The 23,469-nt window shown below is 65.4% G+C and carries 23 protein-coding genes; 13 read left to right on the forward strand and 10 right to left on the reverse strand.

The window, feature by feature from the left end:
• Positions 1–185: 185 nt before the first annotated feature.
• Together LJ655_RS16980 and LJ655_RS16985 are read right to left on the reverse strand one after the other, a co-directional pair.
• Complete coding sequence (locus tag LJ655_RS16980; RefSeq protein ID WP_230562405.1) at positions 186–1,724, reverse strand: sensor histidine kinase; 1,539 nt, start codon at positions 1,722–1,724, stop codon at positions 186–188.
• A gap of 9 nt (positions 1,725–1,733) precedes the next feature.
• Positions 1,734–2,537, reverse strand: a complete 804-nt coding sequence (locus LJ655_RS16985) for a response regulator transcription factor (RefSeq protein WP_230562406.1) — start codon at positions 2,535–2,537, stop codon at positions 1,734–1,736.
• Between the two features lie 252 nt (positions 2,538–2,789).
• Between LJ655_RS16985 and recA the strand changes: the two genes are divergently transcribed.
• From recA to LJ655_RS17025, 8 genes are all read left to right on the forward strand, one after another.
• The gene (recA, locus tag LJ655_RS16990) at positions 2,790–3,866 is read left to right on the forward strand and encodes a recombinase RecA (protein ID WP_013090445.1); all 1,077 of its coding nucleotides are present in this window, start codon (positions 2,790–2,792) and stop codon (positions 3,864–3,866) included.
• 7 nt (positions 3,867–3,873) lie between these two features.
• Complete coding sequence (gene recX, locus LJ655_RS16995) at positions 3,874–4,644, forward strand: recombination regulator RecX (protein ID WP_230562407.1); 771 nt, start codon at positions 3,874–3,876, stop codon at positions 4,642–4,644.
• A gap of 128 nt (positions 4,645–4,772) precedes the next feature.
• Positions 4,773–5,447, forward strand: a complete 675-nt coding sequence (locus tag LJ655_RS17000) for a DUF2889 domain-containing protein (RefSeq protein ID WP_230562408.1) — start codon at positions 4,773–4,775, stop codon at positions 5,445–5,447.
• A 55-nt stretch (positions 5,448–5,502) separates the two neighbouring features.
• A complete protein-coding gene (gene sucC, locus LJ655_RS17005) occupies positions 5,503–6,672 on the forward strand; it encodes an ADP-forming succinate--CoA ligase subunit beta (protein ID WP_230562409.1) in 1,170 nt (389 codons plus the stop codon).
• A gap of 112 nt (positions 6,673–6,784) precedes the next feature.
• Entirely contained in the window at positions 6,785–7,666 is an 882-nt protein-coding gene (sucD, locus tag LJ655_RS17010; RefSeq protein ID WP_013090441.1) for a succinate--CoA ligase subunit alpha, read from the forward strand.
• 164 nt (positions 7,667–7,830) lie between these two features.
• A complete protein-coding gene (locus LJ655_RS17015; RefSeq protein WP_230562410.1) occupies positions 7,831–8,535 on the forward strand; it encodes a TerC family protein in 705 nt (234 codons plus the stop codon).
• Between the two features lie 156 nt (positions 8,536–8,691).
• On the forward strand, positions 8,692–9,267 hold the full coding sequence (locus tag LJ655_RS17020) for a pilin (protein ID WP_268991532.1): 576 nt from the start codon (positions 8,692–8,694) through the stop codon (positions 9,265–9,267).
• A gap of 151 nt (positions 9,268–9,418) precedes the next feature.
• Positions 9,419–11,203, forward strand: a complete 1,785-nt coding sequence (locus tag LJ655_RS17025; protein ID WP_230562411.1) for a PglL family O-oligosaccharyltransferase — start codon at positions 9,419–9,421, stop codon at positions 11,201–11,203.
• A 53-nt stretch (positions 11,204–11,256) separates the two neighbouring features.
• Here the strand turns inward: LJ655_RS17025 and LJ655_RS17030 are convergent, their stop codons facing one another.
• Together LJ655_RS17030 and moaC are read right to left on the reverse strand one after the other, a co-directional pair.
• Positions 11,257–11,607, reverse strand: coding sequence for a nucleotide pyrophosphohydrolase (locus LJ655_RS17030; protein ID WP_230562412.1), 351 nt, complete (start codon positions 11,605–11,607; stop codon positions 11,257–11,259).
• Positions 11,608–11,638: 31 nt separating this feature from the next.
• Positions 11,639–12,118, reverse strand: a complete 480-nt coding sequence (moaC, locus tag LJ655_RS17035) for a cyclic pyranopterin monophosphate synthase MoaC (protein WP_230562413.1) — start codon at positions 12,116–12,118, stop codon at positions 11,639–11,641.
• A 187-nt stretch (positions 12,119–12,305) separates the two neighbouring features.
• Between moaC and LJ655_RS17040 the strand changes: the two genes are divergently transcribed.
• The gene (locus LJ655_RS17040; RefSeq protein WP_230562414.1) at positions 12,306–14,027 is read left to right on the forward strand and encodes a M48 family metalloprotease; all 1,722 of its coding nucleotides are present in this window, start codon (positions 12,306–12,308) and stop codon (positions 14,025–14,027) included.
• An 11-nt stretch (positions 14,028–14,038) separates the two neighbouring features.
• On the opposite strand, the gene LJ655_RS17045 is transcribed toward LJ655_RS17040, so the two are convergent.
• The 6 genes from LJ655_RS17045 to LJ655_RS17070 form a co-directional block, all read right to left on the reverse strand.
• On the reverse strand, positions 14,039–14,614 hold the full coding sequence (locus LJ655_RS17045; RefSeq protein WP_230562415.1) for a DUF2946 family protein: 576 nt from the start codon (positions 14,612–14,614) through the stop codon (positions 14,039–14,041).
• On the reverse strand, positions 14,607–15,659 hold the full coding sequence (locus tag LJ655_RS17050; RefSeq protein ID WP_230562416.1) for a hydrolase: 1,053 nt from the start codon (positions 15,657–15,659) through the stop codon (positions 14,607–14,609). The genes LJ655_RS17045 and LJ655_RS17050 overlap by 8 nt, the downstream gene beginning before the upstream one ends.
• A 50-nt stretch (positions 15,660–15,709) precedes the next feature.
• Positions 15,710–16,156, reverse strand: a complete 447-nt coding sequence (locus tag LJ655_RS17055; protein ID WP_230562417.1) for a nuclear transport factor 2 family protein — start codon at positions 16,154–16,156, stop codon at positions 15,710–15,712.
• 167 nt (positions 16,157–16,323) lie between these two features.
• The gene (waaF, locus tag LJ655_RS17060; RefSeq protein WP_230562418.1) at positions 16,324–17,349 is read right to left on the reverse strand and encodes a lipopolysaccharide heptosyltransferase II; all 1,026 of its coding nucleotides are present in this window, start codon (positions 17,347–17,349) and stop codon (positions 16,324–16,326) included.
• A 236-nt stretch (positions 17,350–17,585) separates the two neighbouring features.
• A complete protein-coding gene (locus LJ655_RS17065; RefSeq protein ID WP_008920434.1) occupies positions 17,586–17,780 on the reverse strand; it encodes a zinc-finger domain-containing protein in 195 nt (64 codons plus the stop codon).
• Between the two features lie 54 nt (positions 17,781–17,834).
• A complete protein-coding gene (locus tag LJ655_RS17070; protein ID WP_230562419.1) occupies positions 17,835–18,758 on the reverse strand; it encodes a branched-chain amino acid transaminase in 924 nt (307 codons plus the stop codon).
• Between the two features lie 226 nt (positions 18,759–18,984).
• Here LJ655_RS17070 and LJ655_RS17075 point away from each other — a divergent pair, with 226 nt between their 5' ends.
• The 4 genes from LJ655_RS17075 to pyk all read left to right on the forward strand — a co-directional run bounded on the left by LJ655_RS17075 (position 18,985) and on the right by pyk (position 23,363).
• Positions 18,985–19,740 carry an AzlC family ABC transporter permease gene (locus LJ655_RS17075; RefSeq protein ID WP_230562420.1) on the forward strand — a complete coding sequence of 252 codons (756 nt, stop codon included), beginning with the start codon at positions 18,985–18,987 and terminating at the stop codon, positions 19,738–19,740.
• Positions 19,737–20,060, forward strand: a complete 324-nt coding sequence (locus LJ655_RS17080; protein ID WP_230562421.1) for an AzlD domain-containing protein — start codon at positions 19,737–19,739, stop codon at positions 20,058–20,060. The genes LJ655_RS17075 and LJ655_RS17080 overlap by 4 nt, the downstream gene beginning before the upstream one ends.
• Before the next feature lie 266 nt (positions 20,061–20,326).
• Positions 20,327–21,520: a phosphoglycerate kinase gene (locus LJ655_RS17085; protein WP_230562422.1), complete on the forward strand. Its 1,194-nt coding sequence runs from the start codon at positions 20,327–20,329 to the stop codon at positions 21,518–21,520.
• 406 nt (positions 21,521–21,926) lie between these two features.
• The gene (gene pyk / locus LJ655_RS17090) at positions 21,927–23,363 is read left to right on the forward strand and encodes a pyruvate kinase (protein WP_230562423.1); all 1,437 of its coding nucleotides are present in this window, start codon (positions 21,927–21,929) and stop codon (positions 23,361–23,363) included.
• The last annotated feature ends 106 nt before the right edge of the window (positions 23,364–23,469 follow it).

Below are 23,469 nucleotides of genomic sequence, written 5' to 3' on the forward strand. Positions count from 1 at the left end.
GGCGTTCCGTGCAAGCGATTATTGGAGTGGAAACTTACGGCGTTCTGACTCGGCGGCAGAACCTGGGGCAGGCCGGCAGGACGATGAGTTGGCGTTCAACTTCAGGCAATGGACCGGTATGTTCGCGCAACTTGCGTCGAAATATCTGAAATTCGCGCCGCCGTGTGGCCGGCGAGCTAGCCGTGTTAGGGTAAGTCCCGCCCCCGTTCGAGCACGTTCAAGCTGACACGCACGAGCGTGCCGGCGAGCCGCGGCGACTCCTGGTAGACGTTGTCGTCGATGACGAGCTCGCCGCCGTGCATCGCCGTGATCTCCCGCACGATCGCGAGACCGAGGCCGCTGCCGTCTTCCTCGCGGCCGAGAATCCGGTAGAACCGCTCGACCACGCGTGCGCGCTCGCTGACCGGAATGCCGAGCCCGGTGTCCTCGACTTCCAGATGCACGCGCCGCGCGGCCGCGTCGTGCCGCACGCGCACGGTGACGCGGCCGCCCGCCGGCGTATAGCGGATCGCGTTGTCGATCAGGTTCGAGAGCATCTCGCGCAGCATGACCGGATTGCCTGCGACTTCGACCGGCGCGTCGGGCGCCTCGTAGCCGATGTCCATCTGCTTCGCGAGCGCGGCCTGCACCCATTCGCGCACCGCGCTGCGCGCGAGTTCGCCCAGCTCAACCGGCGTGAAGATCTGTCCCGACCGACGGTTCTCCGCGCGTGCGAGCGCGAGCAACTGCGTGACGAGCCGCGCGGCATGTTCGGAGCTCGTCGCGATCTGTTCGAGCGAGCGATGCACCTCGGCCGACACGTTCTGGCGCAGCGCGAGCTCCGCCTGCGTGCGCAGGCCGGCGAGCGGCGTTTTCATCTGATGCGCAGCGTCGGCGATGAAGCGCTTCTGCAACTCCATGTTCTGTTCCAGGCGCGTGAGCAGATCGTTGAACGACGTGACGAGCGGTTCGATTTCCGGCGGCGCGCGGCGCGCCTCGAGCGGCGACAGGTCGTCCGGCCGGCGCGCGCGGATGTGCGCCTGCAGCGCATGCAACGGCTCGAGCCCGCGCGACAGCCCGAACCAAACGAGCAGGATCGCTAGCGGCAGGATCACGAACTGCGGCAGGATCACGCCCTTGATGATGTCGTTGGCGAGCTGGCTGCGCTTGTCGAGCGTTTCGGCAACCTGCACGAGCACCGGCTGCGCGCCAGGCGTCTGCGGAAACTCGACGGTCGTATACGCGACGCGAATGTCGTTGCCGCGCAGCACGTCATCGCGGAATTCCACGATGCCGGGTTGCGGGCGGTCCTCCTCGCGCGGCAGCGGCATGTCGCGCTCGCCCGCGACGAGCTCACCGCGCGTGCCAAGCACCTGGAAGAACACGCTGTCGACGTTGTCGGCGCGCAGGAAATCGCGCGTCGACTCGGGCAGCGCCAGCTCCGCGACGCCGTTGATGGGGTGGATCTGGCGCGCGAGCACGTAGGCGTCGGTTTCGAGCGCGCGGTCGAACGGTCCGTTCGCGATCGACTTCGCGACCAGATACGTGACCGCAAGGCTCATCGGCCACAGCAGCAGGAGCGGCGCGAGCATCCAGTCGAGAATCTCGCCGAACAGCGAGCGCGGACGTGCTTCGGCGGCGGCTTCGGTTTCGTCGGGCGGGGCGAACGGATTGGCGTAGCGCGCGTCGCGCGCCTCGTCGAGGTCCGCCGCGTGCGCCGTGGCGCGATCAGCGCGTGCGGACATCGCTGGCCTCTATTTGTAGTGGTGGCTCGCCGGCATCGCGGCGGACGGCGGCGCGCTGGACGCTTGCGGCGTTTGCGGCGTTTGCGGCTCCGAGCCGGCGGGCGCGTTCGCCGTTGCGCCTGGCGCCGGGCTCGCAGTCGCCGGCGGCGCGGCCTTTTCCAGGCAGTAGCCCAGCCCGCGCACGGTGATGATGCGCACGCCGCTCGGCTCGATCTTTTTGCGCAGCCGGTGCACGTAGACTTCGATCGCGTTGTTGCTGACTTCCTCGCCCCATTCGCACAGATGGTCGACGAGTTGTTCCTTCGAGACCAGCCGGCCGATCCGTTGCAGCAGCACCTCGAGCAGGCCGAGCTCGCGCGCGGACAGATCGATCACCTGGTCGTTCACGTAGGCGATGCGGCCCACCTGATCGAACGATAGCGAGCCGTGCCGCACGACCGTCGGCCCGCCGCCCGCGCCGCGCCGCGTCAGCGCGCGCACGCGCGCTTCGAGTTCGTTCAGCGCGAAGGGCTTGGCCATATAGTCGTCGGCGCCGAGGTCGAGGCCTTTGACGCGTTCGTCGACGCTGTCGGCCGCGGTCAGGATCAGCACCGGCAGGTTCGAATTGCGCGCGCGCAGTCGGCGCAGCACCTCGAGCCCGGACATGCGCGGCAGGCCCAGATCGAGGATCAATAGGTCGAACGTCTGCATTGACAACGCGGTATCGGCTTCCACGCCGCTTTTGACGTGATCGACCGCATAGCCCGATTGGCGGAGTGATCGAACCAGACCGTCCGCGAGTATGCTGTCGTCTTCGGCTATCAGAATTCGCATGATGCGCAGCCTGGCTTTGCCGGCACCGTGGGGTTCGCCCCGGCGCGCAGCGGTCTCCGAACATTATTGTGGGTAGTTGGGGCAACGCGACGGTAAAAATGCGCGTTCGCATCGCAATCGCGCTTGCCAAGACTACTGTTTTTTTATACAGTGTCTGCGTTTCGTGTGATGACCTGAATACTCCGCCCAATCTGGCGGTATCTCGGGCATACACCTGCCTCAGACGCCGTTCATCATAGCAAAGGACGATTCATGGAAGAAAGCAAGAAAGGCTCGGCTGGACTGACTGCTGAAAAGAGCAAGGCTCTCGCCGCCGCGCTTGCGCAGATCGAAAAGCAGTTCGGCAAAGGGTCGGTCATGCGGCTCGGCGCAGGTGAGGCAGTCGAAGACATCCAGGTGGTCTCCACCGGTTCGCTCGGCCTCGACATCGCACTGGGCGTCGGCGGCTTGCCGCGTGGCCGCGTGGTCGAAATCTACGGTCCGGAGTCGTCCGGTAAAACCACGCTGACGCTGCAGGTCATCGCCGAAATGCAGAAGCTCGGCGGCACCGCGGCGTTCATCGACGCGGAACACGCACTGGACATTCAATACGCGGGCAAGCTTGGCGTGAACGTCGCCGACCTGCTGGTCTCGCAACCGGACACCGGCGAACAGGCGCTCGAAATCGCCGACGCGCTGGTGCGCTCGGGCTCGATCGACATGATCGTGATCGACTCGGTCGCCGCGCTGGTGCCGAAGGCGGAAATCGAAGGCGAAATGGGCGACTCGCTGCCGGGTCTGCAGGCGCGTCTGATGTCGCAGGCGCTGCGCAAGCTCACTGGCACGATCAAGCGCACCAACTGCCTCGTGATCTTCATCAACCAGATCCGCATGAAGATCGGCGTGATGTTCGGCAACCCGGAAACCACCACGGGCGGCAATGCGCTGAAGTTCTACGCGTCCGTGCGCCTGGACATTCGCCGCATCGGTTCGATCAAGAAGAACGACGAAGTGATCGGCAACGAAACGCGCGTGAAGGTCGTCAAGAACAAGGTGTCGCCGCCGTTCCGCGAAGCGATTTTCGACATCCTGTACGGCGAAGGCATCTCGCGGCAGGGCGAGATCATCGACCTCGGCGTGCAGGCGAAGATCGTCGACAAGGCTGGCGCATGGTACAGCTACAACGGCGAGCGGATCGGTCAGGGCAAGGACAACGCGCGTGAATTCCTGCGCGAAAATCCGGACATCGCTCGCGAAATCGAAAACCGCATCCGCGAATCGCTGGGCGTCACCGCGATGGCGGACGCCGTGACCGGCGCCGACGCTGAAGTCGCGGACGAAGAAGAGTAAGTATCACGTGATACGCAAAGGCCGGCCGTTGTCCGACTCAGGGCGCCATCCGGACGGCCCGCGCGATGCGGCGAATGGATCGCCTGACTCCGGCGATCCATTCGATCCGTTCGAATCGTTCGAATCGTTCGACGCGCACGACCATGCCGCTGGGCGTGGCACGCAGCGTAGGCGGTCTGTATCCGCTGCGGCGTCGTCCAGCCAGAAGTTTTCCGCGCTCGATTCCACCTCTCCCTCCGAAGCCACCTACACCCGCTCGCGCCGCCAACCCGGCGAAGCGAAGCCAGGGCAGTCCGACGAAGACGACAACAGAAAATCCCAACGCCCCGTCCGTTCGCTGAAAGCGCGTGCGCTCGGCTATCTGTCGCGCCGCGAATATAGCCGCGCCGAACTCGCCCGCAAGCTGAAGCCCTACGTCGAGGAAACCGATTCGCTCGACACGGTGCTCGACTCGCTGGAAGCCGAAAACTGGCTTTCCGACTCACGCTTCGCCGAAAGCCTGGTCCACCGGCGCGCATCGCGGCTCGGCACGAGCCGCATTCTCGGCGAACTGAAGCAGCACGCGCTCAACCCGGCGCTCGTCGAAGAGGCGAGCGCGCAATTGCGCGAAACCGAACTCGCCCGCGCTCAGGCCGTCTGGCGCAAGAAATTCGGCGAGCTGCCGCAAACGCCGGCCGAGCGCGCGAAGCAGGCGCGCTTTCTTGCGTCGCGCGGTTTTTCTGGTGCGACGATCGGCAAGATCCTCAAGGGTATCGACGACATGTGGGACGGCGACTAGCTCGCCACCCCCGGCAGCCGGCAATTGCCGCGCCGTACCCCGCCGCGCGGCCGTGCGCAATCGGGGCTGTCCCAAATACCCGTTATGCTAAAATCCAACGGTTTTCCAATCCGGCCTTTCCTTCCCGCATGTCGCTCTCCCCGCCAGTGTCCCGTCAGTTGCGCCATCGTCGCGCAATCAGAGCGGAAGCTTACGAGCGAGTCGATGGCCTGTGGGACGTGGAAGCGTGCCTGACCGACGAAAAGCCACGCGACGTGGTGCTTGCGTCGGGTGTCCGGCCCAATGGCCAGCCGATCCATGAACTCTGGCTTCGCATCACCATCGATCGCAAGCTCAACGTCGTCGACGCCGAGGCGTCGTCCGACTGGGTTCCCTATCCAGGGTTGTGCCAGGCCAGCAATCCCGCCTACCGAGCCCTCATCGGGCTCAATCTGTTCCACAACTTCCGTCGCGATGCTGCCCGTTTGCTGGCCGGCACGGCCGGTTGCACGCATCTCACCGAGTTGTGCGCGATCCTGCCGACCGCCGCGATTCAGGCGTTCGCCGGTGATGTGTGGGACACCGGTGACGGCGCGGCGGGCGCGAGCACGGGTTCGGGAGACGAATCGTCTAACGGCACAGGCGAGCATTCCAACGACAAACCGCCATTCCAGCTGGGACGCTGCCACGCGCTGCGTTTCGACGGCGAGGCGGTGCAACAGTTTTATCCGCGCTGGTATGGCCGCGCACCGCGTCCGGCGGAGCGCGAGGCCTCATCGGACGACGCGGTGCCCCGCGACCCAGGCGGCACTGCGTCTGCCTGAACGGCGGCAACGGAAACGAAGTTCAATCCAACTCTCAGACTGAAGGGAATCACGCATGAAGATTCACGAGTACCAGGGTAAGGAAATCCTGCGGAAATTCGGCGTCGCGGTACCGCGCGGCAAGCCGGTCTTCTCGGTGGATGATGCGGTCAAGGCCGCGGAAGAGCTGGGCGGCCCGGTGTGGGTCGTCAAGGCTCAGATCCACGCAGGTGGCCGTGGCAAGGGCGGCGGCGTGAAGGTCGCCAAGTCGCTGGAACAGGTTCGCGAGTACTCGAACCAGATCCTCGGCATGCAGCTCGTCACGCACCAGACCGGTCCGGAAGGTCAGAAGGTGAACCGCCTGCTGATCGAAGAAGGCGCGGACATCAAGAAGGAACTGTATGTCGGTCTCGTGATCGATCGCGTTTCGCAGAAGATCGTCGTGATGGCGTCGAGCGAAGGCGGCATGGACGTCGAAGAAGTCGCGGAAAAGACGCCTGAGCTGATCCACAAGGTTGCTGTCGACCCGTCGACCGGCCTGAAGGACGCGGAAGCGGACGACCTCGCGAAGAAGATCGGCGTGCCCGAGGCTTCGATCCCGCAAGCTCGTGCAATCCTGCAAGGCCTCTACAAGGCATTCTGGGAAACCGACGCATCGCTCGCCGAAATCAATCCGCTGATCCTGACCGGCGACGGCAAGGTCATCGCGCTCGACGCGAAGTTCAACTTCGACTCGAACGCGCTGTTCCGCCACCCGGAAATCGTCGCGTACCGCGATCTGGACGAAGAAGATCCGGCTGAAATCGAAGCGTCGAAGTTCGACCTCGCGTACATCTCGCTCGACGGCAACATCGGCTGTCTCGTGAACGGCGCCGGCCTCGCAATGGCAACGATGGACACCATCAAGCTGTTCGGCGGCGAACCGGCGAACTTCCTCGACGTCGGCGGTGGCGCCACGACCGAGAAGGTCACCGAAGCGTTCAAGATCATGCTGAAGAACCCGAACCTGACCGCGATTCTGGTCAACATCTTCGGTGGCATCATGCGCTGCGACGTGATCGCGGAAGGCGTGATCGCGGCGTCGAAGGCCGTGTCGCTGCAGGTGCCGCTCGTCGTCCGCATGAAGGGCACGAACGAAGACCTGGGCAAGAAGATGCTCGCCGAGTCCGGTCTGCCGATCATCTCGGCCGACAGCATGGAAGAAGCGGCTCAGAAGGTCGTCGCGGCCGCTGCGGGCAAGGCGTAAGCTCCCCAGCGCGTTTACCAGGATTACGAATGGCGGCGCGCGAGCGACGCGGGCGCGCAACATCGCGCCTCGTGGCGCACAGGTGCGACGCCAAACGAACAGAGGTCAATACATGTCGATTCTGATCAACAAAGACACCAAGGTCATCACGCAGGGCATCACCGGCAAGACTGGTCAGTTCCACACGCGTGCTTGCCGTGAATACGCAAACGGCCGCGAAGCGTACGTTGCAGGCGTGAATCCGAAGCGTGCAGGCGAAGATTTCGAAGGCATTCCTATCTACGCTAGCGTCGCTGAAGCCAAGGCTGAAACGGGCGCGACCGTGTCGGTGATTTACGTTCCGCCGGCAGGCGCTGCCGCGGCAATCTGGGAAGCCGTCGAAGCCGACCTGGATCTCGCAATCTGCATCACGGAAGGCATTCCCGTGCGCGACATGATCGAGATCAAGGACCGCATGCGTCGCGAAAACCGCAAGACGCTGCTGCTCGGACCGAACTGCCCGGGCACGATCACGCCGGACGAGCTGAAGATCGGCATCATGCCGGGTCACATCCACCGCAAGGGCCGCATCGGCGTCGTGTCGCGTTCGGGCACGCTGACGTATGAAGCAGTCGGCCAGCTGACCGCGATCGGCCTCGGCCAGTCGTCGGCAGTCGGTATCGGCGGCGACCCGATCAACGGTCTGAAGCACATCGACGTCATGAAGATGTTCAACGACGATCCGGACACGGACGCCGTCATCATGATCGGCGAGATCGGCGGTCCGGACGAGGCGAACGCCGCGCACTGGATCAAGGACAACATGAAGAAGCCGGTGGTTGGCTTCATCGCCGGCGTCACGGCGCCTCCGGGCAAGCGCATGGGTCACGCCGGCGCGCTGATCTCGGGCGGTGCTGACACCGCCGAAGCGAAGCTGGAAATCATGGACGCATGTGGTATCAAGGTCACGAAGAACCCGTCGGAAATGGCGCGTCTTCTGAAGGCGATGCTGTAAATCGAATTCGCGTGCCGTAGGCGCGCGTTTTTGATACGCTTACGAAATCCTTTCGTGAGCGGATGGTCCCGAAAAACGGGGGAGTGCAGACTCCTCCGTTTTTTTTCGTCCGCGCTCGTGCCGGGTTTCCGTCCACCCGGCCGATTTTTCTGATCCGTTTTTCCATGCTCGAATCCTTTACGACCCTTCATTGGGGCGCGGTCTTTCAGATCATCGTCATCGACCTTCTGCTCGGCGGCGACAACGCGGTCGTGATCGCGCTCGCCTGCCGCAACCTGCCGTCGTCGCAGCGCATGCGCGGCATCGTGTGGGGGACTGTCGGCGCGATCGTGTTGCGTGTCGTACTGATCGCGTTCGCGGTCGTGGTGCTCGACGTGCCGTTCCTGAAGTTCGCGGGGGGCGTGCTGCTGCTATGGATCGGCGTGCGTCTGCTCTCGCCGGCGCACGACGGGCATGAGAACGTGAAGCCGGCCGAGAGACTGATGTCGGCGGTAAAGACGATCATCGTCGCGGATGCGGTGATGAGCATCGACAACGTGATCGCGATCGCGGGCGCGGCCGAAGCCGCTGAGCCTCAGCATCGGCTTGCCCTGGTGATCTTCGGCCTTGTGGTGAGCATTCCGTTGATCGTGTGGGGCAGCCAGCTAATTTTGAAGCTGCTCGATCGTTTTCCGGTCATCGTGCTGTTCGGCGCGGCTCTGCTCGGCTGGATTGCGGGCGGGCTGATCATCAACGACCCGGCGGGCGATCGCTGGCCGATCCTCGACACGCCCGTCGCCGAATATGGGATGAGCGTCGCGGGCGCGCTGTTCGTCGTGATCGTGGGTCATCTGCTGAAGCGCCGTCGCGCGAAACGCGCGGCGGTGTGAGCGTGGTTCCGCCGCGAGCCGCCGGCTGAACCGTAGTGCGGTCCGAACGCAAGCCTGGCCATCCGGCTGACTGTGAGCCGCGAGCCTCTCTCGCTACGATAAATACGCCTGTTCCCGATTCGCGGGCCAGGCGTTTCTCGTATCAGGAGTCTGCCGATGATCGTTACCCTGCTGCCGTATTTTCTCTGCTCTCATTCCAGACGAGCGTCGCGCCGTTGCCGCGTCGGCTTCACGCTGATCGAGTTGATGATCGTGCTTGCGATCGTCGGCGTGATCGCGGCCTATGCCATTCCCGCGTATCAGGACTATCTGGCGCGTAGCCGGGTCGGCGAGGGCTTGTCGCTCGCGGCGTCGGCGCGGCTCGCCGTGGCCGAAAATGCCGCGAGCGGCAATGCGCTCAGCGGCGGTTATGCGTCGCCGCCCGCCACGCGCAACGTCGAGTCCATCCAGATCGACGACGATACCGGCCAGATCTCGATCACGTACACGACGCGCGTCGCGCCGGCCGGTGCCAACACGCTGACGCTGGTGCCCTCGGTGCCGGACAACGCGGATGCGCCGAGCGCGCGTGTCGCGTTGAGCAAGGACGCGGTGCAGGGCGGCGCGCTGACGTGGGAATGCTTCGCGAGCGGCAAGAGCGCGTCGTCGCTGCCGGCGCCGGGCTCGGGGCCGATGCCGGTCGAAGCGCCGACCCTCGCCGCGAATCTGGCACCGCCGGAATGCCGTTCGTAAGGTCGCCAATGAGGGAGTGACCGAGCGCTGACCGGAGGAGTCGGTACCGCAACGTAAAAGGCCGGTTTTCCGGCTATTTCGGCCGGGCCGGCGCACAGTGCAACGATTTTTTTGTATAGTGCGCCGGTTGCTGATGCCTACCGTTGACTCAATGCCCACCCCTTTCGCGCGCTACCTGTCTCTCGTACTGCTGGCTCTTGCGTGGATCCTGCCCTACGCAGTTGCCAACCATACATATCCGATCCCGACCTTCTACGCCGAATTCACCTCGCTCGCGATGTATCTGTTGACCGGCGCGGCCGTCGTGCTGCTGGTCAGGTCCGCGCGGCCGCGCGTGAGCTTCGCGTCGCCCACGGTCGCGCTCGTGCCATTGCTGTTCGGCCTTGTGCTGGTCGTGCAGACGCTGGTGTTGCCGGTCGCGCAACCGTCGATGAACTGGCTCGGCGCGGGCTTCCTGCTTGCCGCTTTGATGGCCGCGCATGTGGGCTATGGCTTCACGCGCGTGAAACTCGACGAGACCGCCTTGCGCTGGGCGGCGGGGGCGTTGATCGTCGGCGGTCTGTTTTCGGTGTTCAGCCAGGTGATCCAGCTGCTCCACCTCGAGACGCGGGTCGCGCCGTTCGTCGTCGCGTATAACGTGACCGTCGAGCGCCGGCCGTTCGGCAACATGGCGCAGGCAAATCATCTCGCGACGTATATCGCGTTCGCGATGGCGGGTGCGCTGTATCTCGTGCAGACGCGCCGCATCGCGGTGCCGGTCTGGCTGCTCGTGTCGACGATTTTCTCTGCCGGACTCGCGCTGACCGTGTCGCGCGGTCCGTGGCTGCAAATGGGTGTGATCGTCGTGGCCGGTTTCTGGATGGCCTTCGCGCAGACGCGCAACGAGCCCCGGCTGCGTCGCAGCAACCGTGAATGGCTGGTTCCCATCGTGCTAGCGGTGCTGTTCTTCGTGGTCAACGCGCTGATCCGCTGGGCCAACGTGCGTTATCACTTCGGGCTCGCGCAGTCGGCCGCCGAGCGCTTCCAGGATGCCGGCCAGATCGCACCGCGCCTCGCACTGTGGAAGTACGGCTGGACGATGTTCAAGGAGCATCCGCTGCTCGGCGTCGGCTGGGGCGAATTCCCGGGCTATCAATACGCGCTCGTCAGGCAGCTAGGCGGGGTCGAGATCGCCAACAACTCGCATGACATCTTTATCGACCTGCTCGCGAAAACCGGTCTGATCGGTCTCGGGATCGTGCTCGTGGGTCTCGTCGCGTGGCTCGTGCGTGTCGTGCGTGCGCCGCAAAGCGCCACGCGCGTATTCGGCATCGCGCTGATCGGCGTGCTGACGATGCATGCACTTGTCGAGTATCCGCAGCAGTACATGTTCTTCCTGTTACCCTCGATGTTCGTGTTCGGCTTGCTCGAGACACGGCCGTTGCGCGCAATGCCCCCAGGCGTTTCGTTCGGCGCGTTTGCGGTCGTGGTGTTCGGCGGACTTGCCGCGCTGTATCCGGTGTATCGCGACTATGCGCGCGCCGAGGTGCTGTACTACGGCGCCCATCCGGCCGAGCAATACAGCGCCGCCCCGTCGGTCCTGTTCGGCTCCTGGGGCGAATACGGTCTCGCGACCTTGCAGCCGATGAATCCCCTGAACCTGCAACGCAAGCTCGCCATGCACAAGCAGGCGATCTCGTTGTTGCCGGGCGAGACGGTGCTGCGTCGCTTTGCGGTGCTGCAGGCATTGACCGGCGACACCGCGGCGGCGCTCGATACGGTCGAACGCCTGCGGATTTTCGCGGAGGAACTGAAGGACTGGCCCGCCCAGCTCGGCTATCTATACGAACTCGTCGACGAGCAGAAGTCGCTCGCGGGCTTCAGGGAGCAGTTGGTGAAGCGCTACGGCCCGCCGCCGGCCAATGCGGCGCCCGACGACAAGGGCGACGACGACTGATCGTGCGGCGCAAGCCTGGGCGCGTTGGCGCCGAGGCTTGCGCGCCCCGAAGTTCAAAGTTCGGAATACTTCGCGGCCGTGCCTCTCGCCTTGTCGACGGGATAGCGCGCTTCGTTGAGCTTCAGCTTTTCCGCCGCTGCGTCAACCAGATCGAAGCCGGCGGTATGGGCGACCAGCAGCAGGTACATGAACACGTCGGCGCACTCGTGCCTGAGGTTCGTCGATTCCGCCGGATCGTGAAGCAGCGCGTCGATCTGCGCATCGGTCTTCCACTGGATCGTCTCGAGTAATTCGCCCGCTTCGATGCCGGTGGAAACGATCAGGTTGCGCAGCGTGTGAAACTGCTGCCAATCGCGCGCGTCGCGAAACGCCAGTAGCTGCTCGAGCAGTTCGTCGATGGTCATTTTGGTATCCGGATAGTTGTCGAACGGCGCTTCAACCTTGCGCCACCCAATCTCCCGACTTCCCACCATGCTTTTCCATCACCTTCACATCGGTGATGGTCATGCCGCGATCGACGGCCTTGCACATGTCGTATACGGTCAGCAGTCCGACCTGCACGGCGGTGAGCGCTTCCATTTCGACGCCCGTGCGCCCGAACGTCTCCACCTGAACCGTGCAATGCACGCCAGGCATCTGCTCGTCGAGTTCGAAATCGGCCTTCACGCGTGTCAGCGCGAGTGGATGGCACAGCGGAATCAGATCGGCGGTGCGCTTTGAGGCCTGGATCGCCGCGATGCGCGCGACGCCGATCACGTCGCCTTTTTTGGCCCTGCCGTCGCGAATCAGCGCGAACGTATCGGGCAGCATGCGGATCGAGCCGCGCGCGATCGCGATGCGCTTCGTCTCCTGCTTGCCGCCGACGTCCACCATATGCGCGTCGCCGGCCGCATCGAAATGAGTGAGTTCAGGCATGGTTGACTCCTTCAGAGGGCGCCTATCATAGCAGTGCGGCGCGCCCTCGAATCCTCGCGCCGACTGGTTACACTTGCGCTGTGTCGTGCTCTGCGTTTTGCCTTGTGCGTGCCCTGCGGCGCCTCTGCCCGTTATCTTAGTCCGGGCCGCGGGCGGCACTTTTCGACTTCGTCTGACGAGCTTCGCGATGCATCCAGAACGGTTCCTCGCTGTATTCCTTTGCGTCGCACTCGCGATGCCGCCGGGCGCGTTCGCGCAATCGACCGGCGGAGCGGCCGTCGCACCGGACACGTCGTCCTCGGAGGCGCCGCTCGTCAGCGGCCCGACCGACGCTTACGCCGATCCGATCCTGCCGTCCGACATCGCGCGCGGCGTGTTCGGCACCTATGGCGGCGCGCAGAGCCGTTTCTCCGGCGGCGGCAACGGCAGCACAGCCGGCAGTAACGACTGGCGCGCGCCGATCGCCGCACAGCAATTGCCCGATCTCGGCAGCGGCGGGGCCGGCTCGCTGACCCCGCAAGCCGAGCGCAAGCTCGGTGAGCGCGTGATGCGCGAGCTGCGCCGCGACCCCGACTATCTCGACGACTGGCTCGTGCGTGACTACCTGAATTCGGTCGCGGCCAAGCTCGCGGCGGCGGCCAATGCGCTTTATATCGGCGGCTATCGTCCGGACTTCGAACTGTTTGCGGTGCGCGACGCGCAGATCAATGCGTTTTCGCTGCCGGGCGGTTTCATCGGCGTGAACACCGGGCTGATCGTGGCGACGCAGACCGAGTCCGAGCTCGCTTCGGTGCTCGGTCACGAGATGGGACACGTGCTGCAGCGGCACATCTCGCGGATGCTTTCGAACGGCGAGCGCAGCGGTTACGCGGCGCTCGCCGGTGTGCTGTTCGGCGTGCTGGCTGGCGTGCTCGCGCATAGCGGCGACCTCGGCAGCGCGATCGCGCTCGGCAGCGAAGCCTATGCGGTCGACAGCCAGTTGCGCTTCTCGCGATCGGCCGAGCAGGAAGCGGATCGCGTCGGCTTTCTGCTGCTTGCCGGCGCCGGCTACGACCCGTACGCGATGCCGGCGTTCTTCCAGCGGCTCGACCGCGCAGCGATGAACGAAAACGGCATACCGGCCTACGCACGCACACATCCGCTGACCGGCGAGCGGATTGCCGACATGGAAGACCGCGCGCGTCGCGCGCCGTACCGGCAACCGCATCAGGACTCCGAGTACGGCTTCGTGCGGGCGCGTTCGCGTCTGTTGCAGGTCCACTCGCGCAGCGACTACGCGGACGAGATTTCGCGGCTGCGCTCGGAAATCGACGAGCGCACCGCGCTGAACGTCGCGGCGAACTGGTACGGCATCGCGTACGGGCAAATGCTGCTCGAGCGCTACGACGACGCGGCAGCCTCGCTCGCGAACGCGCGCGCTACTTTCGTTTTGGGCGCGCGTGCGCAAGGCGAGCCGGAGCGCGATTCGCCGAGCCTCGACGTGCTCGCGGCCGATATCGCGCGGTCCGCGGGTCGCCCCGACGAAGCCGCGCGTCTCGCCGAGTTCGCGCAGAAGCGCTGGCCGCGATCGAACGCCGCGATCGACATGCATATCCGCACGCTGCTGACGCTGCACCGTTTCACCGACGCGCAGGCCCTCGCGAGGCAGGAAACTCAGGCGCATCCCGATCAATCCGCGTGGTGGCTGTATCTCGCGCAGGCGAGCGCGGGCAGCGGCGATGCGTTGACGCAGCATCGCGCGATGGCCGAGAAATTCGCGCTGGAGGGGGCGTGGCCGTCGGCGATCCGGCAGTTAAAGGACGCGCGCGACCTGAAGACGATTGGCTACTACGACCTCGCGACCGTCGACGCGCGTCTGCACGAAATGGAGAACCGCTACAAGGAAGAGCGGCTCGACGAGAAGGGGTAGGGGCGCGCGCGTCAGACCTGCGCGGCGGGGCTCGCGACGAAGCCAAAGCGCGCAGCCACCTGATCGCGTCGCACGCTTTGCAGCGGCAACGTGACCTGCGCGCTCCAGTGGAATGCGCCGCTCATCGATCCATCGTCGGCGAGCGTTGCGTGGTCGCAGAAGATCTCGAGGTCGTGGTCATGCAGGACGGCGATGCGCGGCGGCTGCGCGCGATCGGCGAACAGAATGCCGCCGTCTTCATCGACGAATACCGCCGCCGGTTCGAATGCGCCGCCGCCCTGGTCGTGCAACGCGAGCGTCCCGTCCGCGTGCGCGGATAACCTGACCACCCACGGCGTATAACCCAGCTCGACATAGACACGCTGCGGCCCGTTCTGGAAAAACCACTGCCCACGCTCATCGGCCTCGTAGTTCCGGTTGATGAAGCCGAGCAGCGCTTCGTGCCGGATCGGCGCGCCGGGCGCGCCGCTCGCCTGGGCCGCTTCGTCGCGCATGCGCCAGTTGCCGCGCCGGTCGAGCATCAGCCAGCCGGTGCAGCTCGGCACGTTCGGCCATTTGGCCAACGACTGTTTGACGATGTCATCCATGATTGACGTGCTGTTCCAGATAGCCGAACACGCGCCGCGACAGCCAGTCGATGCGGCCCGGAAACGGCCCGGTCATGAAGCCCGCGTGGCCGCCGTGCTCGGGCTGGTCAAGCTCGACCGCAGCCGACACCTCGTGCCGCGACGGCAGCGCCTCGGCCGGCAGGAACGGGTCGTTGCGAGCGTTGAGCACGAGCGTCGGCACCTGAATGTGCGGCAGCAGCGGGCGGGTGGTTGCGGTGCGCCAGTAGTCGTCGGTATTGCGAAAGCCGTGCAGCGGCGCGGTCACGACGTTGTCGAACTCGTACATGGTACGGCTTGCGAGCATCGCGTCGCGGTCGAACAGACCGGGATACTGCTCGAGCTTCTGGTTGGCCTTGTGCTTCAGGGTCTTCAGGAAGTTGCGCGTGTAGACGAGACCGAAGCCCTGCGAGAGCGCACGGCCGCCCGCATGGACGTCGATCGGCGTCGAAATTGCGGCGGCGGCCGATACCACTTGCGCCGCATCGTCTTGCCGCTCGCCGAGCCAGCGCAGCAGCACGTTGCCGCCGAGCGACACGCCTGCCGCGACCACCGGCCCGCGGTGCGCGGCGCGCAGGCGGCGCAGGATCCAGTCGGCCTCGTTGCTGTCGGCGAGATGATAGAAGCGCGGCAGCCGGTTCAACGGGCCGCTGCAACTGCGAAAGTGCGGCACCACGCCGTGCCAGCCATACCCGCGCGCGGCCGCCATCAGCGTGGCCGCGTAGTGCGACGATGAACTGCCTTCGAGTCCGTGAAACAGCACGAAAAGGGGCGCCGCGTCGGTGGGGGGAGTATCGTGCGCGACCCAGTCGAGATCGATGAAATCGCCGTCGGGCGTGTCCCAGCGCTCGCGTCGAAACGACACCGCGGGGCGGCGCGCGAACAGCGACGGGACGATCGTCTGCGCATGCCGGTTAGGCAGCCACAGCGGCGCGCGGTACAGCAGCTCGACGCTCGCCTCGACGGCGGCCGCCACCTTGGCGGGGGTGGTAGCGGGGGAAGCGGTTTTATCGGGCGTCGAACTCATACCGGAGGACAAGCGGAAAAACGTGAATCCGAATCTGTAGTGGTGCCGCCTCAGTGCAGCGGGCCCTGACCATGCCGCATCTTCGTTGCGAACTGGCTGGCGGTCTCGTTCGGCATCGGGCTCGCGTGAATATGCGCAATGCGCCATTCGCCGCGTTCGTGGACCATCACGTAGGTGGTGAAAACCATCGTGGGCGTGGCGGTCGGGTCGGCCGGGCGATGCGCTTCGGCAATCGCATAGACGACGGTGCCGAGGCTGTCGTAGACGCGGATGTCGAGCGGTTCGATCGACACCGGCATCGCTTCGAGCTGGACCTGCAAGCCATTGCGGATGCTGTCGAGACCGTGCAGATGCGCGCCGTCCGCACAGATGCAAGTGACGAACTCCTCGTCGATCCACAAGCCCATCAAGCTGTCGATATTGACCTCGGCGACGGCCTGATAGTAGGCGTTCAGGGTATCGGCGGCGGCTTCGAAGATATGGGCAAAACGTGGCATGGCTCGTCAGTCTCTTGTGCGCGGCGCGCGGTTGCGGGTCAGCGGTAGCGGGACGGTCCAATGCGCCGGACCTTCGCTCCCCGGCGTCAGCTTGCCCTCGCCGCAAGGCGCGAACGTGACGCGACGCGCGAAGGAGGCGTGCGGTGTTGCGTGCAAGTGCCAGTGGCTCAGCGCTGCGCGAGCAGCATGCCGCGCAAATCGCCGAAAACCTGCTCGGCGCTCAGTTGCTTCAGGCAGTTCAGATGACCGAGCGGGCACTCGCGCTCAAAACAGGGGCTGCATTCGAGATGAAGCCATTGTACCTTTGCGAGCTCGGACAAGGGCGGCGTGTGGCGCGGATCGGTCGAACCGTAGACGGCCACGAGCGGGCGGCGCAGCGCCGCGGCGACGTGCATCAGGCCGGAATCATTCGTGACGACCGCGTTGGCCCGCGAGATCAGCGCACAGGCCTCGCCGAGCGCCGTCTGGCCGCACAGGTTGCGCACGTTCGGCGCTTTCTCGGCGATCGCCTGCGCGAGCGGCGCGTCTTTCGGCGAGCCGAGCGCGACGATCTGCGTGTATGGGAACGACTGGCCGACCATCCGCGCGAGCGACGCGAAATGCTCGGGCGGCCAGCGCTTCGCGGGGCCGTATTCGGCGCCGGGGCAAAACACCAGCAGCGGCACGCGCGTATCGAGATTGAAGCGCGCCGACACGCGCGAGGCCTCGTTCAGATCCGTGTCGAGGCGCGGCATCGGCAGGTTCTCGGGGACCTTGGCGCCGGGCGCATAGGCGAGGGCGGCGTAGTGGCCGACCATCGGCGGACGTTCGTCTTTGCGCGGATTCGCGTGACGCACGTTCAGCACGCCGTAGCGGCTCTCGCCGGTATAGCCGATGCGCAGCGGAATGCCCGCCAGCCACGGAATCAGCGCCGATTTGAACGAGTTCGGCAGCACGTAGGCCGCGTCGTAGCCGACGTCGCGCAAATCGCTCGAGAGCTGCCAGCGGCGTAGCATCTGCAGCTTGCCGTGCGCGAGATCGGTCGCGTAGACGTCGCGGATCTCCGGCATCCGTTCGAGCACGGGGGCGACCCAGCTGGGCGCGACCGCGTCGATGACGATGCGCGGATGCAATTTCACGAGGCGCGCAAACAGCGGCTGCGCCATCAATGCGTCACCGATCCAGTTCGGTGCGATAACCAACGCGCGACGCATCAGAGTGAGTGTCCGGTGTCGATAGCGAGCGCCGCGCGCGCTGCGCGTGGCACTCGAATGGGTAAAAGGGGAAAGCGGAAAACCGCGCGGCGCAAGCCGTTCGCCCATTCACGTCGCAATGACGATGCGGGCGGCCACGTGGCCGCGCGGCTCGAGCCTGAATTGCGGCGAGCGCGTGGTCCTAACCCCGCGCCGCGTGCCGCCCAAGCTGGCTCAGAACCGCTCGATGAGCCGGATCAATGGCCCTTGATCACTTCGCCGTCGCGCAGCTTGTAGCGCGTGCTGCAGTACGGGCAACGCGCTTCGCCGTGCGAAACGTCGATAAAGACGCGCGGATGCGCGCTCCAGCGCGGCATGGCCGGATTCGGACAATACGCCGGCAGATCTTTTGCCGACAGTTCGACCAGCGGCATTTCCTTGATTTCGCTCATGAGAGATTCTCGTTGTATGCGGGGTGCTTCCTGGACCTTCGCTCGGACGTTCGCTCAGATTTTCGTAAGCCAGTGCGCGTATTTCGCGTTCTTGCCGTTGACGACGTCGAAGAAGGCCGACTGCAGCTTTTCGGTGATCGGGCCGCGGGCGCCAGCGCCGATCGTGCGGTTGTCGAGCTCGCGGATCGGTGTGACTTCGGCTGCCGTGCCCGTGAAGAAGGCTTCGTCGCAGGTGTAGACCTCGTCGCGCGTGATGCGCTTTTCGATCACCTGCAGGCCCATGTCGCGCGCGAGCGTGATCACGGTGTCGCGCGTGATGCCGTCGAGGCACGACGACAGGTCCGGCGTGTACAGCTTGCCGTTGTTGACGAGGAAGAAATTCTCGCCCGAGCCTTCCGACACGTAGCCGTCGACGTCGAGCAGCAGCGCTTCGTCGTAGCCGTCGGCGACCGCTTCCTGGTTCGCGAGGATCGAGTTCACGTACCAGCCCGACGCCTTCGCGCGCACCATCGAGACGTTCACGTGATGGCGCGTGAATGACGACGTCTTCACGCGGATGCCCTTGGTGATGCCGTCTTCGCCGAGGTACGCGCCCCACGGCCACGCGGCGATCGCGACGTGAATCGTATTGCCCTTGGCCGACACGCCGAGCTTCTCCGATCCGACCCAGATGATCGGGCGCAGATAGCACGAATCGAGCTTGTTCTCGCGGACCACCTCGCGCTGCGCGGCGGCGAGCGTTTCATGGTCGAACGGCACGTCCATCTGGAAGATCTTTGCAGAGTTCAGGAGCCGCTTGGTGTGCTCCTGCAGGCGGAAAATCGCGGTGGCGCCGGCGGCGGTCTTGTAAGCGCGCACGCCCTCGAACACGCCCATGCCGTAATGCAGCGTGTGGGTGAGCACGTGGATTTTGGCATCGCGCCAGTCGATGAGCTTGCCATCCATCCAGATCTTGCCGTCACGGTCGGCCATTGACATACGGTTCTCCAGCAGGTGCGTTATGAGGTGCGGCCATGAGCGCAGGACATAGCCGGGAGCGCTATTTTAGCGTCTTTTGCACGCACAACGGGCATTGGAGCGCGCCCCGGAGGCTATAATCCGGCGCACGCATAAATCACATCCGGGTACGCCGGCGGGCGGCCTCGCGACCCGGCTCCGACCGGGCCTTGCCGACGGCGCGCCTTGCGCCCGTATTCTTCTTCCGATGCTCGCTCGACTGTCAGACACCGATTGCCGCGCTTTTCGTGAAGGCGCGCGCGCCTATGCCCCCACGTTGATGGCGATTTTTTCGTGGGGCCTCGTCACCGGTATCGCGATGAGCAAGTCAGTGCTCACGCTGCCGCAGGCGCTCACGATGTCGCTGCTCTGCTATGCCGGCTCGTCGCAGCTGGCGGTGCTGCCGCTGCTCGCGGCGAAGCTGCCGGTATGGACCGTGCTGCTAACCGCGGCGATGGTCAACACCCGCTTCGTGATCTTCAGTGCCGGCCTCGCGCCCCATTTCTCGTATCTGTCGATGTGGCGGCGCATCGTGCTCGGCTATTTCAACGGCGACGTGATCTATCTGCTGTTCGTGAAGAAGAGCTTTCCGACCGGCTACGTGCCGGGCAAGGAGGCGTACTTCTGGGGCATGGCCGTGTCGAGCTGGCTGTCGTGGCAGGTGTCGTCCATCATCGGCATCCTGCTCGCGAGCCTGATTCCCGACAACTGGGGGCTCGCGCTCGCCGGCACGCTCGCGCTGTTGCCGGTGATGGTGTCGGCGATCGCCACGCGCTCGACGCTGGTCGCGGTCAGCGTGGCCGGCATCGTGGCGCTGCTCGCGCTCGATCTGCCGTACCGGCTCGCGCTGCCGCTCGCGGTGGTCGCGGCGATCGTCGCCGGCAGCGCGGCCGATCTGATGATCGAGCGCGCCGACCTGCGCCGCATCCGTAGCGCGAGCGATGCCGCCGGAGACTCCCGATGACCTCCACGCAAATCTGGCTCGCCATTTTCGGCATGACGTTCGTTACCGCGCTCACGCGAGCGATGTTCCTGATCGGCGGCGAGCGCACCGTGCTGCCGGCGCGCGTGCAGAAGATGCTGCGCTACGCGCCGGCGGCCGCGCTCGCCGCCGTGGTGGTGCCCGAAGTGCTGACGACACCGGCCGGACTGTCGTTCGCCACCTCCAACCATGAGCTTTACGCGACGCTCGCCGCACTCGGCTGGTTCTTGTGGCGGCGCACCATGCTCGGCACGATCGTGACCGGAATGGTCGTGTTCTCGCTGATGCGCGTCTTCCTCTGACCGTCCCCACCGTCAATGCTGCAGCGCGAGACCGACGGCCCGGCGATCAAATGCGCGACATTCACGGCGCCGCGGGTCAGCAGGCGGTTTGGATCAGTTAAAATGGCCTTTTCCGGGTTGAGCGCGCCGCGGCAAGGCGCCTGTGTCGCGGCCGGCCGCCGGCGCCCGATCCCGCGGAGCCGTTGGGCCGAAGCGCTGGAGTTCGCCGCGCATCGCCCCGCGCGCAGTCCGTCACCGCCTTCTCATCAACTCGCATACTCAAGCCCATGAACAAGGTATTGCGTCTCTCCGACCTGATCGCCGAAGGCAAGCTGTCCGGCAAACGCGTGTTCATCCGCGCCGATCTGAACGTGCCGCAGGACGATCAAGGCAACATCACCGAAGACACGCGCATCCGTGCCTCCGTGCCGGCCATCAAGGCCGCGCTCGACGCCGGTGCCGCCGTGATGGTCACCTCCCACCTTGGCCGTCCGACCGAAGGCGGCTTCAAGCCGGAAGATTCGCTCGCGCCGGTGGCCAAGCGCCTCGCCGAGCTGCTCGGCCGCGATGTGCCGCTCGTCGCGAACTGGGTCGAGAATGGCGTGAACGTCGCGCCGGGCTCGGTCGTGCTGCTCGAAAACTGCCGCGTGAACAAGGGCGAAAAGAAGGACTCCGACGAGCTCGCGCAGAAAATGGCGAAGCTCTGCGATGTCTACGTGAACGACGCATTCGGCACCGCGCACCGCGCCGAAGCGACCACGCACGGCATCGCGAAGTACGCGCCCATCGCGTGCGCGGGTCCGCTGCTCGCCGCTGAACTCGAAGCGCTCGGCAAGGCGCTCGGCGCGCCGAAGCGGCCGCTCGTGGCGATCGTCGCGGGCTCGAAGGTGTCGACCAAGCTGACCATCCTGAAGTCGCTCGCCGAGAAGGTCGACCAGCTGATCGTCGGTGGCGGCATCGCCAATACGTTCATGCTCGCGGCCGGCCTGAAGATCGGCAAGTCGCTCGCCGAAGCCGATCTCGTCAACGAAGCGAAGGCGATCATCGACGCAGCCAAGGCCCGCGGCGCCTCGGTGCCGATCCCGACCGACGTGGTCACGGCCAAGGAGTTCTCGCCGACCGCGAAGGCCGAAGTGAAGGCCGTCGCCGATGTGCAGGACGACGACATGATCCTCGACATCGGTCCGGACACCGCCAAGGCGCTTGCCGCGCAACTCGAGAAGGCCGGCACGATCGTGTGGAACGGACCGGTCGGCGTGTTCGAGTTCGACCAGTTCGGCAACGGCACCAAGACGCTCGCGGACGCGATCGCGCGCTCGGCGGCATTCTCGATCGCAGGCGGCGGCGACACGCTCGCGGCGATCGCCAAGTACGGCATCCACGATCAGGTCAGCTACATTTCGACGGGCGGCGGCGCGTTCCTCGAGTTCCTCGAGGGCAAGAAGCTGCCGGCGGTCGAAGTTCTGGAATCGCGGGCATAACGTGGCGACGCGCTCCCCTTCGGCAAAGTCGATAAAGGCGCGCGGCGCGAAAGCGCAGCGCGGTGACGCGGCGGCGCTGGCGGGGGAGCCCACGATACGCGCGGCCGCGGCGTCGGCAGCCATGGCCGGACAGGATGCGGCTGCCGAGGCGCTCGTAGCGCTCGCGGCCGCCCAAGCCGCGCCACCGCTGGCGGCACCTGCCGATCCCACCCAGCCGGATCAGCCTGCCGGCAAGCAGGGCCACCTATCTCCGGCGCCCGAGGCGCCGGTCTCGCATACCGCATCACTCCACAAAGCGACATCGGCCACAGCCGGCGCGCGCCCCCTGGCAGCATCTTCCGATGCGCAGACTCCGCACCAGACTCGCAGCGCTCTTTCCAGCGATCCCATCCAGACGAGGAGACTCATGCATCGCGCCACCAAGATTGTCGCCACTATCGGTCCGGCTTCCAGCACACCGGAGATCCTGCTGCAAATGATGCAGGCGGGGCTGGATGTGGTGCGGCTCAATTTTTCGCACGGCACCGCCGACGACCACCGCCAGCGTGCCGAATTCGTGCGCGAGGCGGCCCGCCTGGCGGGCCGCGAAGTTGCCATCATGGCCGACCTGCAAGGCCCGAAGATCCGCGTCGGCAAGTTCGAGAACGGCCGCACGACGCTCGTCGCCGGCAATCTGTTCATCCTCGACGCGCAATGCGAGCTCGGCAACGACGAGCGCGTCGGCCTCGACTACAAGGATCTGCCGCGTGACCTGAAAGCGGGAGACGTGCTGCTGCTCAACGACGGCCTGATCGTGCTGGGCGTGCAGCGCGTGATCGGCCACGAGATCCACACGGTCGTGAGGATCGGCGGCGAGTTGTCGAACAACAAGGGCATCAACCGCCAGGGCGGCGGTCTGTCGGCGCCCGCACTGACTGCGAAGGACATGGAAGACATCCGCACGGCGATGTCGCTCGGCGTCGATTACATCGCGGTGTCGTTCCCGAAGAACGCGACCGATATGGAAATGGCCCGTCAGCTCGCGAACATCGCCGGCGCGCCGTACGGCATCAAGCCGAAGATGATCGCGAAGATCGAGCGCGCGGAAGCGATTCCGGCGCTGCAGGGCATCCTCGACGCGTCGGACGGCATCATGGTCGCGCGTGGCGATCTGGCCGTGGAAGTGGGCAATGCCGCGGTGCCGGCGCTGCAAAAACGCATGATCCGCATGGCGCGCGAATCGAACAAGTTCGTGATCACTGCGACGCAGATGATGGAGTCGATGATCCACGCGCCGGTGCCGACCCGCGCGGAAGTGTCTGACGTCGCGAACGCCGTGCTCGACGGCACCGACGCGGTGATGCTGTCGGCGGAATCGGCGGCGGGCAAGTACCCGGTGCAGACCATCGAGACGATGGCCGCGATCTGCGTCGAAGCGGAGAAGTCCGAGCAGTCGGAGCTCGACAAGGATTTCCTCGACCGTACGTTCACGCGGATCGACCAGTCGATCGCAATGGGCGCCTTGTTTACCGCCTATCACCTTGGCGCCAAGGCCATCGTCGCGCTGACCGAATCGGGCTCGACCGCGCTGTGGTTGTCGCGTCACTGGACCCACGTGCCGATTTTCGCGCTGACGCCGCGCGTCGGCAGCGAGCGCGCGATGGCGCTGTACCGCAATGTGACGTCACTGCATCTGGACACCAACACCGACCGCGACACCGCGCTTCAGCAGGCGCTTGAAACCGTGGTCGGCAAGGGCTACGCGTCGCACGGCGATATGGTCGTGCTGACGGTCGGCGAACCGATGGGTCAGGCGGGCGGCACCAATACGTTGAAGATCGTGCGGGTGGGTGAGCCGTACTGATCAGGCAAGACTATCCGATCGGCACGGGGCTGGATTGAGCGAAGCAGGGCGGCGCAACCCGCGCGGTCCATGTGCGACGGCGCACCAACGCGCCGGCGCCAGCGCG

The organism is Paraburkholderia translucens, assembly GCF_020881035.1.
Lineage (GTDB): Bacteria > Pseudomonadota > Gammaproteobacteria > Burkholderiales > Burkholderiaceae > Paraburkholderia > Paraburkholderia translucens.